13 protein-coding genes are annotated in these 12,535 nt (G+C 65.6%); 6 read left to right on the forward strand and 7 right to left on the reverse strand.

All coding sequences use genetic code 11. From position 1 onward, the window contains the following. Positions 1-46: 46 nt before the first annotated feature. Positions 47-1,696 carry a CHAD domain-containing protein gene (locus M3I56_RS12050; protein ID WP_254354114.1) on the reverse strand — a complete coding sequence of 550 codons (1,650 nt, stop codon included), beginning with the start codon at positions 1,694-1,696 and terminating at the stop codon, positions 47-49. 238 nt (positions 1,697-1,934) lie between these two features. Between M3I56_RS12050 and M3I56_RS12055 the strand changes: the two genes are divergently transcribed. Together M3I56_RS12055 and ppk2 are read left to right on the forward strand one after the other, a co-directional pair. Then, positions 1,935-2,153, forward strand: a complete 219-nt coding sequence (locus M3I56_RS12055; protein WP_028202952.1) for a YdcH family protein — start codon at positions 1,935-1,937, stop codon at positions 2,151-2,153. 193 nt (positions 2,154-2,346) lie between these two features. Further along, positions 2,347-3,438: a polyphosphate kinase 2 gene (gene ppk2, locus M3I56_RS12060; protein ID WP_375541717.1), complete on the forward strand. Its 1,092-nt coding sequence runs from the start codon at positions 2,347-2,349 to the stop codon at positions 3,436-3,438. A gap of 164 nt (positions 3,439-3,602) precedes the next feature. On the opposite strand, the gene M3I56_RS12065 is transcribed toward ppk2, so the two are convergent. After that, a complete protein-coding gene (locus tag M3I56_RS12065; protein ID WP_254354115.1) occupies positions 3,603-3,986 on the reverse strand; it encodes a tautomerase family protein in 384 nt (127 codons plus the stop codon). A 100-nt stretch (positions 3,987-4,086) separates the two neighbouring features. Between M3I56_RS12065 and M3I56_RS12070 the strand changes: the two genes are divergently transcribed. Continuing rightward, positions 4,087-4,938 carry a LysR substrate-binding domain-containing protein gene (locus M3I56_RS12070; protein ID WP_254354116.1) on the forward strand — a complete coding sequence of 284 codons (852 nt, stop codon included), beginning with the start codon at positions 4,087-4,089 and terminating at the stop codon, positions 4,936-4,938. A gap of 7 nt (positions 4,939-4,945) precedes the next feature. Here the strand turns inward: M3I56_RS12070 and M3I56_RS12075 are convergent, their stop codons facing one another. Next, positions 4,946-5,443 carry a hypothetical protein gene (locus tag M3I56_RS12075; RefSeq protein WP_254354117.1) on the reverse strand — a complete coding sequence of 166 codons (498 nt, stop codon included), beginning with the start codon at positions 5,441-5,443 and terminating at the stop codon, positions 4,946-4,948. A gap of 117 nt (positions 5,444-5,560) precedes the next feature. On the opposite strand from M3I56_RS12075, the gene M3I56_RS12080 reads away from it, so the two are divergent. Together M3I56_RS12080 and M3I56_RS12085 are read left to right on the forward strand one after the other, a co-directional pair. Beyond that, entirely contained in the window at positions 5,561-5,989 is a 429-nt protein-coding gene (locus M3I56_RS12080) for an MbcA/ParS/Xre antitoxin family protein (protein ID WP_323183449.1), read from the forward strand. Next, positions 5,986-6,687 carry an RES family NAD+ phosphorylase gene (locus M3I56_RS12085; protein ID WP_254354118.1) on the forward strand — a complete coding sequence of 234 codons (702 nt, stop codon included), beginning with the start codon at positions 5,986-5,988 and terminating at the stop codon, positions 6,685-6,687. Before M3I56_RS12080 ends, M3I56_RS12085 begins: the two co-directional genes overlap by 4 nt. Before the next feature lie 35 nt (positions 6,688-6,722). Here M3I56_RS12085 and M3I56_RS12090 read toward each other — a convergent pair whose 3' ends face one another. The 4 genes from M3I56_RS12090 to M3I56_RS12105 all read right to left on the reverse strand — a co-directional run bounded on the left by M3I56_RS12090 (position 6,723) and on the right by M3I56_RS12105 (position 11,312). After that, the gene (locus M3I56_RS12090) at positions 6,723-7,463 is read right to left on the reverse strand and encodes a metallophosphoesterase (protein ID WP_254354119.1); all 741 of its coding nucleotides are present in this window, start codon (positions 7,461-7,463) and stop codon (positions 6,723-6,725) included. 183 nt (positions 7,464-7,646) lie between these two features. Further along, positions 7,647-9,050, reverse strand: coding sequence for a cytochrome c (locus M3I56_RS12095; protein WP_254354120.1), 1,404 nt, complete (start codon positions 9,048-9,050; stop codon positions 7,647-7,649). A gap of 13 nt (positions 9,051-9,063) precedes the next feature. Further along, the gene (locus M3I56_RS12100) at positions 9,064-10,665 is read right to left on the reverse strand and encodes a GMC family oxidoreductase (RefSeq protein ID WP_254354121.1); all 1,602 of its coding nucleotides are present in this window, start codon (positions 10,663-10,665) and stop codon (positions 9,064-9,066) included. A 71-nt stretch (positions 10,666-10,736) separates the two neighbouring features. Further along, the gene (locus M3I56_RS12105; protein ID WP_254354166.1) at positions 10,737-11,312 is read right to left on the reverse strand and encodes a sorbitol dehydrogenase family protein; all 576 of its coding nucleotides are present in this window, start codon (positions 11,310-11,312) and stop codon (positions 10,737-10,739) included. A 341-nt stretch (positions 11,313-11,653) separates the two neighbouring features. On the opposite strand from M3I56_RS12105, the gene M3I56_RS12110 reads away from it, so the two are divergent. Further along, entirely contained in the window at positions 11,654-12,310 is a 657-nt protein-coding gene (locus tag M3I56_RS12110) for a DUF1345 domain-containing protein (protein WP_254354122.1), read from the forward strand. The last annotated feature ends 225 nt before the right edge of the window (positions 12,311-12,535 follow it).

Genomic DNA, 12,535 nt, shown 5'->3' on the forward strand with positions numbered 1-12,535 from the left:
TCCGCCAAACCGCCAATCTGCGCCAACGACTCTAGAGACGCGCGCGTCAGGCGCCGCGCGGCACCTTCGGCTCGCCCAGTTCGCGCAGCAGGCGCTCGCCCTCCTTCGCGGTATAGCGCTTGACGGCCTCGCACCAGCCGCGCGCGAACCCGAGCTGATACGGCTCGGCATCCATGCGCTCGAGATAGCGCAGGGCCACTGCGGCGTCGTTGCCGTCGCCGAGCACGCTCTGCAGCCGCGCGAGCGTGCGCGCCACCTCCACGCGCGTGCGGCGCGACGTGAGCGTGGCGAAGAATTCGATCGTGTAGCGCAAATACTTCGCATTGATGCGCGCGCGGTGACGGCTCGCCTCGTCGATGGCAGTGAGCTTTTGCGTGCCCGCTAGCTGATCGTAGTAGCGCCGCACGCGCTTCTTCGCGTGTCGGTGCAGCGAAAACCCGGCGCTGCCGGCGTCGTGCGCGCGCCGCGCGAGGAGGTCGAGCCACTGGAGCCACGCCAGCGCCGCGAGCGCATAGCGCGGCGAAGCCAGCGCCTCGCGCAGCCGAGCGCGCGCGGCGAGCCGTTGCGAGTTTGCCGCGTCGCGAATCGCATCCCAGCGCCCCGGCTCGACGTCAGCGGCGGCGAGCGCCGGCAGCGTCGATTCGACGAAGACATCGCAGTCGCGCGCATCGCCGAGCAGGCCGCCGAGCCATTTTAGCTCCGGCTCGATGCACGTCTCCCAGGTCTCGTCGCACCAGCGCGAGAAGATGCGCATGGCGGTGCGCAGCCGCCGCTGCGACACGCGCATCTGATGGATGAACTCGCCGTTCGTGCTGCCGCGTACGCCCGCGTCATTGCCGAACCACTGCGCGCTGATGTTGCGCCCGATCGCCACGAGCGCGGCTTCGGCCGTGTCCGCGCCGGCGAGATCCACGGCTTCGGCCTTGATGGCTTCGGCGTCGCCGGTCACGCTGCCGGCGGTGGCGCGTTCGAGCGCGTCGGTCAGGCGCACGAATGCGGGAAGCGCCCCGATCAGGTCGCCAGCACAGGCAAAAAGCGCATCGACGACAGGCCGCTCGTCCTCGCCTTCGGGCCAGTGCGCACTCACGCGCACCTCGTGCAAGTCGGGCGGGGGCGCCGCATCCGCGCCGTGAGTGTCCTGAGTCACCGGTCCTTGCGGCGGCGCCGACCGCTCGTGCAAGTCTTCGTCGAACGTGAGCAGCACCTCGACGCCGTCGCGCGGCCACCTCCAGCGGCTGCGCAACGCCACAAGTGTGGCCGACGCAGACAGATCGTCCGCGCTGCCCAGCGCCTCGCGAAATGGCTCGGGCGCGGCGTCGAAGAGCGCATGCGCGATGCCGTTCGCATCGAGCGCCGCCTCGAAGATCGGCGCGACCACGGTGACCCCCGGCGTATGAACGCGCCGGCTCGCCACGACGACGCGCTGCGTGTCGCCGCGCGATTCGACCGCCACGCGCCAGCCGAGCCCCCCAAGGACGCCGTCGCGGTCGAAGGCAACCGTCGTCACGCACTCGCGCACATCGGGCAGCGCCACGAGCGGCGGCAAAGCCGCGCACAGGCTGGCGGCCCGCTCCGATGGTTTCGTGCTGGCGTGCGCCCTGGACACCGCTCCCGTGGCGGCGGCGGCTTTTGCGCTTTTTCTATCCGGCGCTGCCGGGATCACGACATCCAGCACGATTTCCAGAACGCGATCCATGAACGCTCCAGGGTTCTGTGGGTGGGCGCGACGGCTTAGAACGGTGCAGGCGGATGGAGAGCCAGGAACTGCGACGACGCGATCGATGGTACACGCGAGCGCGCCTCGGCGCCCCAGGTAACGTCCCTGACCTTCCGGCAACCGGACTCTGATGATGGTCAAGACTGCCACGCCGAGACGGTGGAAAAATAATTACGCTTCAATCTTTCTTATTTTGCCTGTCTGTAAGGAGTGTTGAGTGTTCCCTGAGTACAGAGATTTGATTTCGCGCCTCAAGATCCAGGACGACCATTTCGCCCGGATTTTTCATCGTCACAACGAGCTCGACCAGCAGATCAAGAACATGGAGGCGGGTGTCGTGGCCTCGCACGGCATGGAAGTCGAGCAACTGAAAAAGGAAAAGCTCCAACTCAAGGACTCGCTCTACCTCATCCTCAAAAAAGCGGCAAACGCCTGAACCCGGCGGCGTCCAGCGCCGGCTGTTAGCGGGCTGGCGCCGGCTATCGGTGCGCCGGCTATTGCCCCGGCGCTGCCCTGCCAATCAAGCCGTGACGACTTCCCTGCGCGCCATTGCCGCTCGCGCTTCGATGCATCCGCTTTGAATGCGAGTCACTCTGTGCGCACGCCCATCCCCCGCATCCGCCGACACCATGCCCAAATCCATCCCCTACTCCGCTTCCGACACCGCCAGCCCCGGTGCGCGACTGCCGCTCGTCACGCCCCGCAGCGCCGAGTTGCGCGCCGTCGATAGTGCCGTCGAGTCCGCGAGCGAGGCCATCGCGGGCGCAGTCCACGATCTCGTCGCGCGCACTCGCGCCGGGCACAATCCGCCCGCCATGCTGCTCGAGTCGATCGCGGCATTGATGCAAGGCATGTCGCCCGACGAAGCCGCCCAGTTGCGCAGCCTGATCCTCGAAGGCAACCCTGCCGACTGGCGCAGCTCGCGCACGCGCCACCCCGACGAGGAACTCGCCTCCGGTTGGCGCGAAGGTGGCTATCCGTATCGCAATTTGATGTCGCGCCGCGCCTACGAGCGGCAGAAGTACCGGCTGCAGGTCGAACTGCTCAAGCTCCAGGCGTGGGTGCGCGAAACCGGTCAGCGCGTGGTGATCCTGTTCGAGGGCCGCGACGCAGCCGGCAAGGGCGGCACGATCAAGCGCTTCATGGAGCATCTGAACCCGCGCGGCGCGCGCGTCGTCGCGCTCGAAAAGCCCACCGAAGTGGAGCGCGGCCAGTGGTATTTCCAGCGCTACGTGCAGCATCTGCCTTCGGCGGGGGAGATCGTGCTGTTCGATCGGTCCTGGTACAACCGCGCGGGCGTCGAGCATGTCATGGGCTTCTGCACGCCTGAGGAATATGCCGATTTCATGCGGCAAGTTCCGGAGTTCGAACGGCAGTTGATCCGTAGCGGCATCCACCTGATCAAGTTCTGGTTTTCGGTAAGCCGTGGCGAGCAGCGGCGGCGCTTCAAGGAACGCAAGGTGCATCCGCTCAAGCAATGGAAGCTGAGTCCTGTCGATCTCGCTTCGCTCGACAAGTGGGAGGCGTACACGCAGGCGAAAGAAGCGATGTTCTCGCGGACGGATATCGCCGATGCGCCCTGGACGGTCGTCCGCTCCGATTGCAAGAAACGCGCGCGGCTGAATGCGATGCGATTCGTGCTGCATAAGCTGCCTTATGCGAGCCGGGATGGTGAGGCGATTGGAGTGGTCGATCCATTACTGGTGAGCCGGGCGCTGTAGGCGACCTTGCTGATTCATGGATCTGCGCACTTCCCCCAGATCAATGCCTCAGGGTGGCGTTCGAGATAATCGGCCAGGGCGTTCAGGCTGGCCAGCGTACGCCGCAACTCGGCCAACGCCTGATGAGCGTCGCTCTGCATCGGAGGCGGCGTCAAGCGCCGCGCTCAAGTCGCGTACTGCGCCACCCCATTCCCAAACGACCAGTTCTCCCGCGCGACATCCACGAGATTCACAAACACATCCTCGCGCCTCACCCCCGGATCGCGCGCGAGGTTTTCGGCAATCTGCGCGAACAGCGCCTTCTTCTGATCCTGCCCGCGCGTGTTGCTCACGGCGATCTGAATCATGACCAGATCATCGCTGCGCTCGATCCCGAGGTAATGCCGGCCGAACACGAAGTTATCGGCATCGTGCTCGGTGATGATCATGAAGATGTCGTCTTCGGGCGCCTTGAACACCTCCATCAGCGCTTGATGAATGCCCTGCGTGAGCGCCTTGCGATACGCGGCGGGCTTGCCTGCGCGAACAGCGATACGAGTGAACGGCATGTCGATCTCCTGCTTCGGTGGGTTTGAGATGACGTCAGCTTAGGCGCGATCTATCATAATAAACAGACATAGATAGATATTTCATCCATTTCAAACTGAAATGAAACCACTGGATCTCGACGCCGTGCGCGCCTTCGTGCTCGTCGCCGAGCTGCGCAGCTTCACGCGCGCCGCCGACGCCCTCGACACCACGCAATCGGCCGTGAGCCTCAAGCTCAAGCGCCTCGAGGCGCATCTGGGCAAGCAATTGCTCGAACGCACGCCGCGCGTCGTGCGGCTGTCGGCTGACGGCCTCACGTTCCTCGCCGCGGCGCGCGACCTGCTGGGCGCGCATGAGCGCGCGCTCGGGGCGCTTTCAGGCGATGAGCGGCGCCTCGCGCTTGGCCTGAGCGAGCATGTTGCGGACACCAACCTGGCCCGCCAGCTCGCCCAGCTTCGCGTTCATGATCCGGGGCTCGTGATCGAACTGCATCTGGGACTCTCGGCACATCTGCTCGCGCAGTTCGACGAGCGGCGGCTCGATGCCGTCATCGTCCGTCAGGAAGAAGGGGAGGCGCCACGCGGCGATGCCCGCCGGCTCTTCGCGGAGCCGCTCGTCTGGCTCGCCGCGCCGCAATGGCAGTGGCAGCCCGGCACGGCGCTGCCGCTCGCGCTGCTCGCCGCGCCATGCGCGGTGCGGGCAGCGGCGATTCGCGCGCTCGACGCCGCGGGCGTGGCGTGGACCGAAGTGTTCGTGGGCGGCGGTGTCGCAGCGGTGGGCGCGGCGCTGGCCGCAGGGCTCGCAATCTCGCCGCTGGCGCGCCGGGTCGCGCCGCGCGAACTGATCGACGTCGGCGCGCGGCTCGGTTTGCCCGCGCTGCCGGTTTCCCAGGTCCAGCTTCACTCGCGGGTACGCGAGCCTCAAACCGCAGCAACGCTGCAATTGCTCGCCTCGGGGCTCGGCACAGGCTAGATGGCGCTCAGCTCAGGATGGGCGGCAGCGCGTGCGGCGCGGGAATCGCACGCTGGATGTGCGGCGGCGGCGCATCCACCACGAGCTTGTGGCGTGGCGCGGGCCGCACGGCGGCCGGCTTCGGCGCGGGCCGCTTTTGCGTGACGGTTTTGGGCGCCGGCGCCGTGCCAGCAGCCGGATGATGCGCATTTGCCGCCGCGTGGGCCTCGCCGGGCGTGTGCCGCTGCACCGCGGCGTGGCCCTTTGCGTGCGACGGCTTGCCGGCCTTCGCAACATGGCGCGGGGCGCTCGCACGGGTGGCACCCGTCGCGTGCGGATGGCGTCCGGCCGTGTGCGGCGCCGCACCGCCGTGCCCGCCACGCGCTTTGGACGCCTGCCCGCCATGCGACTGCCGCCCGGCAGCCGCTCCCTGCCCCGCATGCGCCCCTGCCGTCTTGCCCTGCCCCGATGCCCCCACCGGCGCGGCAAAAACCATTGCCGCGACCATCAATACGCATGCCCGCACCCCGTCTCTCCCCAAATGTCGTCCAAATGCCCGGCGAGGATTATACCGAGTCAAAACTTGCAATAATCCACATATGGACTAATATCTATTAAAAGTTCAATTCAGGACTCGACCACCATGTCATCCGCCACTGCTTCCGTCACTCCGTCGCGACGTCCCCGCGCCGAACCCTCGCTCACCGAAATGTCGGCGGCGGGGCTCAGGGCGTTCTTCAACATCGCACGCGACTGGGACCTGAGCGCCGAAGAGCAGATTATTCTGCTCGGCTCGCCGGGCCGATCCACGTTCTTCAAGTGGAAGCAGTCCCCGCAAACCGCCCGGCTCGGCCGCGACACTCTCGAACGCCTTTCGTTGCTGCTCGGCATCTACAAGGCGCTGCAGATTCTCCTGCCCCAACCCACCTCCGCCGACACCTGGATCAAGCGCCCCAATAGCGCGCCGCCCTTTGGCGGACGGCGCGCGCTCGACCGCATGCTGGCCGGCAACGTCAGCGACCTCGTGGCGGTGCGCCAGTACCTCGACGCCATGCGAGGCGGCTGGGCGTGACGCAAACGAACTGGCAAGACCGCTGGCACAGCGCGCACCTCACCTGGTCACCTGCGTTCAGAGTGATTCCCACCCGGTTTCCCGCCGTGAACCTGTTCGACCGCGTGGCTTCCGCGGACGACTTCGAGGCGCTCTACGCGCTTGAAGCGCTCACCAACGACCGCCTGCGCACCGAGACCGGCGACCTCGATCTCGTGCCGCGCGAGGAGCGCCGCTTCGGCCCCGGCTACGGTCCGATCATGGCGGCCTTCACGCACCTGAATCCGCAGGGCAGCCGTTTTTCCGACGGCACCTACGGCGTGTTCTACTGCGCGCGCTCGCGCGCCACCGCCGTGGCGGAAACGCGCTATCACTCGGGGCTTTTTCTCGCCGCCACAAACGAGCCGCCCATCCGCCAGCAAATGCGGCTCTATACGGTGATCGCGCATGGCGAGGTGATCGATCTGCGCGAGGATCCCGCGCTCGACCCGGGCGTGCTCTCGCCCGACGACTACACGGCCGGCCAGGCGCTAGGCCGCGCCGCCCGCGAGGCGCGTGCGCCAGGCATTGCGTATCCGTCGGTGCGCGACGAGGACGGCGAATGCCTCGCCGCCCTCAGCACGACGCTGCTGCGCGCGTGCCATCACGCTGCGTATCTGGAATACAACTGGAATGGGCACACCATCGATATGGTGTTCGAGTTGAACCGCATCGTATAGCCCGAGCGGCCAACGAGAGACCGGCAGGCGCTGCCTCAGGGCAGCACGATCGCGGCCGCGCCGTGCGCGAGCGCTTCGACCTGCGAGACCGACCAGACGCGCGATGTGAGCGCCTCGACCATGGTGAGGCGTCCTTCGGTGATGAACGCTCCGGTGTCGATGAACACCTGCGAGCCGATCTGCCGCACTTCACGCACCGGCGTGTGCCCGCAGAACGTGAGGGAGAGTGCATGGCGCGCCGGGTCGCCCGTGCCGAGCACGAGATCGCGGCCCCAAAGCATGCGTTCGCGCACGTCGGAATTGAACTGGCCACTGTCGAGCGCGGCGTCGTCGCCGAAAAATTCCGCGTGGATGATGTTGAAACGCTTTTCGCCCTCGCCCACCACGCGCGCGAGCGGCAATTGGCGCAGCCGTTGCGCGTAGTGCACGAGTTCGGCGTCGGGCACGCTCTGCGCCCAGCCGCCGCCGATGCCATACCAGCGATTGCGCGGCATGCGCCCCTCGGCCACGGCGCACAGTGCATCTTCGTGATTGCCGAGCACGGCGTAGAACCATGGTTTGTCGAGCAGCGCGAGCGCCTGTTCGCACTGCTCGCGTTCGCCCCGGTCAACGAGATCGCCTACCGAAAACAGCCGGTCATGCGCGGTGTCAAATTCGACCTCGCGCAAAAGATAGCGCAACGCCTCCACGCAACCATGCAAATCGCCTACTACAAAGTCGCGACCTGCAAGGTTGGCGGCATGGTGCTGCACGAGAGCGTCGGGTGTATGCGTCATCACTTCATCATAGCGCTGTGTGAGTGGGCCATATGAGCGCCAAATATCGTACCGAATGCGATTCCGATAAACGCGTCACGAGGCAAACAATACGCAAGCGGCGTGCCTGCGCTCACAGCATACGCGTTTGCGGCTGCCAGCGCCGCCGCGAGCGCGGCGCAAAGTCCCGGCGTGACTGGTGAGTTACTGGGGCTGGGCACGCAGCGCCGCAACCTCGCCGGCCGTGAGGGTGGCCCGCGGATCGCCGAACTGCGTCGTCACGTAGTTGGAAATGGCCGCCACCTGTTCGTTGCTCAATGCATCGCCGAATGCCGGCATCAGCACGTCGCTGTCCTTCGTTTGACGTCTCACGCCGTGCAGGATCACCATCGCGAGATTGTTCGGGCTCGGCGCGCCCGCGACGCTGTTATGAATGAGCGATGGATAGGCGCCCTGCGCGCTTCCCCCCACGCCCTCGCCGGTCCAGTGATGGCAGCTCGCGCAGTTCGCCACGAAAAGCTGCAAGCCGTTCACGGTCGTGATCGCCGTGCCGCGCAGCGCGGTGACGTCGTTCACAGCGAGCTTGCCCCAGGCATCGCGCGGCCGCGTCACGCCGCCCGAAACCGGCGGCAGCGCGCGCAGGTAGGCCACGATCGAGCGCAGGTCCTCATGCGTCAGGTATTGCGTCGAGTGCTGGACCACGTCGGCCATCGGGCCTGCTGCGCTGGCGTGGCCCGCGGCGATGCCCGTGGATAGATAGGCGATCAGCGCGTCGTCGCTCCAGTTGCCAATGCCGCTCGTACGGTCGGGCGTGATGTTGTAGGCCTGCCAGCCCGCTTGCGTCGCGCCCGAGAAGCGCCCGGTCGTCTTGAGGCCTTGCATGAAGTTGCGCGGCGTGTGGCATTCCTCGCAATGCGCGAGGCCTTCGACGAGATAGGCGCCGCGGTTGAATTCGGCGCTCTGCTTCGGGTCCGGCACGAAGCGGCCCTGGTTGAAGTTGAAGAGATTCCACAAGATCATCAGCCAGCGCTGGTTGAACGGAAAGCGCAGCTCGTTGGCGGGCGGCGTGTAATGCACCGGCGCGACCGTATTCAGATACGCGCGGATCGCGAGCATATCCTGCTCGGTCATGCGCGTGAATTCGACGTAAGGAAACGCGGGATACAGCCGCTCACCGCCTCGGCCGATGCCTTCGTGCAGCGCGCGCACGAAGTCGGTATCGCTCCATTGGCCGATGCCGGTGTCGGGGTCCGGCGTGATGTTCGGCGTGTAGATTTTTCCAAACGCTGTGCTGATGGGCAAGCCGCCCGCGAATGGCCTGCCCGGGTCGGCGGTATGGCACGCGACGCAGTCGCCTATGCGCGCGAGATAGGCGCCGCGCTTGATGAGGTCGGGCTTGTCCGCGTCCGCAATCGGCATCGACGTGTCGTCGCCGCGCGCCGTGGAGATCGGCAGTTCGTCGACGGGACGCGTTTGCGATTCGTGCGACGCGTGCCACGCGATATAGAGCGCGAAGGCGCAGAAAAGCGCGGCCGCGATGGCGGCACGCGCGCATCTCTCTCGCTCGTGATTCGTGGTGGCCGCGGTGGAGGACTTCGCTGTTTTCATCGTCTGGCTCGTATCAAAGCTCGTGGCGCAGCTTGTCGGCAAGCTTCAGCGACAGCGCGGCAATCGTTAGCGTGCAGTTCACCGAGGCGGCAGAGGGCATCACCGCGCTACTGGCGACGAACAGATTCGAATGATCGTGCGTGCGGCAATCGGCATCGACGACTGAATCGGCGGCGTTCGCGCCCATGATCGTCGTGCCCATGATGTGATTGTTGGGCGCGAACGTGTCGTCGAACGCGATGTCCGTACCGCCGAAAAGCTGCGCGATCTGCGCATAGAGTTCATGCGTGTTCGCCGCGCTCTTCTTCACGTAATCGTTGATCGAGTAATAGATCTCGGGTTGCGGAATGCCCAGTCCGTCCTTGTGCTCGCCCGAGGGCAGCACGCGGTTCTGCGGCTCGGGCAAATGCTCGTGGAAACTGTTGATGGTGAGCGTGCGCGACGTGCGCTCGCGTATCTCCCGGTCCAGCTCCGCGCCGGTCAAGCCGTTCTTGATGAGCGCGGCCGTGACGACCATGGTGGGCACCGCGTTCGACAGATGCAGTTTCTTCGCGGCATACGCAGAGCGGAACGCGCCGTCACGGAAGTTCACGACCGACGTCATCTCCATGGGCCCGCGTCCCGGCCATAGCGGTTCGTTGGCCATGAACGTGATGCCCGTGCCCGGATGATCCATGAGATTGCGGCCCACCTGGTCGGAGCTGTTGCCAATGCCGCGGGCAAATGCATCGCTCTTCGACATCAGCATGAGCTTGGGCGTTTCGATGCCGTTCGCGGCGAGCACGAAGAGCTTGCCGGTCACACGCGTGCTTCTGCCGCTCGGGTCCTTGTAGTGGACCGCGGTAACGAGCCCTTTGTTGTCGGCCTCGATGCGATAGACCACAGCCTGCGGCACGAGCTTCGCGCCCGCGCGCTCGGCCTTGTCCGCGTGAACCACGCCGTTGTACATCGCACCGATCGGGCAGATCGGCATGCAGTTGTTGTTGCCGCAGCAGGTGGGACGCGCATCGAACGGGCGGCTATTGCGCGCGACCGGCTCGGGCACCACGTGAAAGCCATTCGCATTCAGCACTTGCGAGAAGCGCTGATCCATCCAGGAAAGCGGCAGCATGCTCATTGGATACGGCTTCGCGCGCGGCGAGCCGAGATCGTACGTCGCGTCCGGTCCGGACACGCCCAGTTCCTCTTCCGCGAGCTGATACCACGGCTCCAGCGTCTCATAGGGATAGGGCCAGTCGCGACCCACGCCGTACTGCGTTTTCAAACGAAAGTCCGCTGGCAGCAAACGCCACGCGGCGGCGGCCCAGTGCCACGTGGTTCCGCCCACGAGCCGCAAATATTGTGAGTTGTACGGATAATCGCCCTTCTGCACGAGATAGTCGTTGGGCGGGGCGTATTCGGGATGCGGCGCGTAGCTCACGGAAGGATACGGCGTGGCGAAATCGGCCTTGGCGGGCGAGTTGCGGAAATTCTCCACGATCTGCCAGCGCGCGAGGCGCGGTCCCGCTTCGAGCAGCACCACGGAAGCGCCGGCCCGGGCGAGCTGGTGCGCCACCAGACTGCCCGCCACGCCGGAACCGACGACGACCACGTCGGCGGAATGTCCTGTCGCCATTGTCGACCTCATCCTTTGGCTTTCGTTGTGGGGGCCTGGCGCGGCCCGTGATGTGCGTGCCCGTTACCCCGCTATTCGCCTGCGGGTTTGTGCTTCCAGTAGAACGGCACGTCGCGGCAATACGAGGGAATTGCGAGCACGTCGTTGACGGGGTCGAACATCAACGCCTTTTCGAAGGCCACCACCTGCACCTTCGGCATCTCGCCCGCGAGACCGAGATACCACGCGCGCATGATGTCGCCCACCATCGAGGCGAGCTCCGGCTGATCGGGCTTGAGCGCGGCGGTCACGGTATCGGAGGGCACGCCGCCGTGACCTTGAATCCAGGTGTTGAGCGTGGCGACGTTCGCGTCGAACTGACTGCTCGCGTGGTCGAGCGCAGCATAGACGCGCTTGCCGAGCACGGCGTCGAAGCTCGTGCGGCCAGTGAGGCGCTGCGATAGCTTGATGAACGCTTCATAGCCGCTGCCGGATGCGCTCGCCGGAGTAGCCGCAAAGGCGCGGCCCATGCCGAAAGGCGCACGCGAGCGCCCGGCAGCCGCGAAGGCGAGCAGCGCCGCTGCGCACGTTCCCGAGACGAAACGCCTGCGGCCTGGACGGCCGAGGCGCTCGAATACAGCGGGAAGATCGTGCGGCGCCTGAGACATCCCGTGTTGTGTCACATCTGTCATTGGCACTCCAGATGAGGTCGATCCCGCCAGGTCCCCCTGGCTGGGGCGAAACACGCTTGCCGCCGGCGCGGGCGGCGCCTGAAACCAGGCCATACGAAAAACGTTTGCTATCGTCAGTCACCGCGATCAATGCATATGCACCATCGTTGCGCTGACTGCGAGAGCGCGCTCCCGAGTTGCGCAAGCAATATAGCCCCTTATGGCCCGATAAGACAAACCGAAAGCTTGCATGCCCGGCATAACAGCGAACAGCGCGTCACCCCGGCGGACCACGCACGGTAGAATCGCCGCAATTGACTGCTAACCCGCGCCACTCCATGAACCTCATCCCGCTGGTACTGCGCAACCGACCGCACTTGATGATCGCCATCGCCGTGGGCGTCGTGCTCGGCTTGCTCGCGCCCGCCTCGATCCATACTTCCGCGCGCGTCCTGCTCGGCTGGGACGCCACGGTATGGACCTACCTCGTGCTGATCTGGCTGCACATGGTGTTAGCAAACGAAGAAAGCGTGCGCGCGAACGCCCGCCGCGAAGACGAAAACGCGGGCACCGTGCTGTTTCTCATCTGCATCGCAACGGTGGCGAGCATCGTCGCCATCGTCATCGAACTCGGCACGACGAAGGATCTCGACACAGCCTCGAAAGTGCTGCATTCGCTGCTCACGGGGCTCACGCTCATCGGGGCGTGGTTTCTCATTCCCACCATCTTCACGTTGCACTACGCACGCATCTACTACGGCTCCGATCCCAACGAGCCCGCCCTCGCGTTTCCCGACAAAAAGCTCACGCCGAATTACTGGGACTTTCTGTACTTCTCGTTCACCATCGCCTGCGCGTCGCAAACCGCCGATATCGGCCTGCGCGGGCGCAGCGCGCGGCGCGGCGTGCTCGCACAATCGATTTTGTCGTTCTATTTCAACGTTTCTGTGCTAGGCCTGTGCGTGAACATCGCCGCGAGCATGGTCGGTAGCTGAGCACGTTTCCCTTTTTCACCGCTGCAACGGATACCGGCAATCGCCGCCGGTTTCGCCTCTCGATTCGCCCGCCTTTGAGCCCAGCCTTTGCGAACATGCGCCTGCGCGCGGCGCCGCGCGCCTGGTTCGCTCATGGGCATGTGCCTTGCTCGACTCCCCCGCAAGTCGCCACGCGGCGCAAGCGGTTTGGTTCCGGCCTGCTCTTGCACTACTCTGAACAGGTGC

Source organism: Paraburkholderia sp. CNPSo 3281 (assembly GCF_024206515.1).
Lineage (GTDB): Bacteria > Pseudomonadota > Gammaproteobacteria > Burkholderiales > Burkholderiaceae > Paraburkholderia > Paraburkholderia nodosa.

Excerpts from the sequence above, each read along its gene's own strand:
- M3I56_RS12105 (WP_254354166.1), bottom strand. The coding sequence starts at position 11,312 with ATGTCTCAGGCGCCGCACGATCTTCCCGCTGTATTCGAGCGCCTCGGC.
- M3I56_RS12095 (WP_254354120.1), bottom strand. The coding sequence starts at position 9,050 with ATGAAAACAGCGAAGTCCTCCACCGCGGCCACCACGAATCACGAGCGA.
- M3I56_RS12070 (WP_254354116.1), top strand. The coding sequence starts at position 4,087 with ATGAAACCACTGGATCTCGACGCCGTGCGCGCCTTCGTGCTCGTCGCC.
- M3I56_RS12100 (WP_254354121.1), bottom strand. The coding sequence starts at position 10,665 with ATGGCGACAGGACATTCCGCCGACGTGGTCGTCGTCGGTTCCGGCGTG.
- M3I56_RS12090 (WP_254354119.1), bottom strand. The coding sequence starts at position 7,463 with ATGACGCATACACCCGACGCTCTCGTGCAGCACCATGCCGCCAACCTT.
- M3I56_RS12110 (WP_254354122.1), top strand. The coding sequence starts at position 11,654 with ATGAACCTCATCCCGCTGGTACTGCGCAACCGACCGCACTTGATGATC.
- M3I56_RS12080 (WP_323183449.1), top strand. The coding sequence starts at position 5,561 with ATGTCATCCGCCACTGCTTCCGTCACTCCGTCGCGACGTCCCCGCGCC.
- M3I56_RS12065 (WP_254354115.1), bottom strand. The coding sequence starts at position 3,986 with ATGCCGTTCACTCGTATCGCTGTTCGCGCAGGCAAGCCCGCCGCGTAT.
- ppk2 (WP_375541717.1), top strand. The coding sequence starts at position 2,347 with ATGCCCAAATCCATCCCCTACTCCGCTTCCGACACCGCCAGCCCCGGT.
- M3I56_RS12050 (WP_254354114.1), bottom strand. The coding sequence starts at position 1,696 with ATGGATCGCGTTCTGGAAATCGTGCTGGATGTCGTGATCCCGGCAGCG.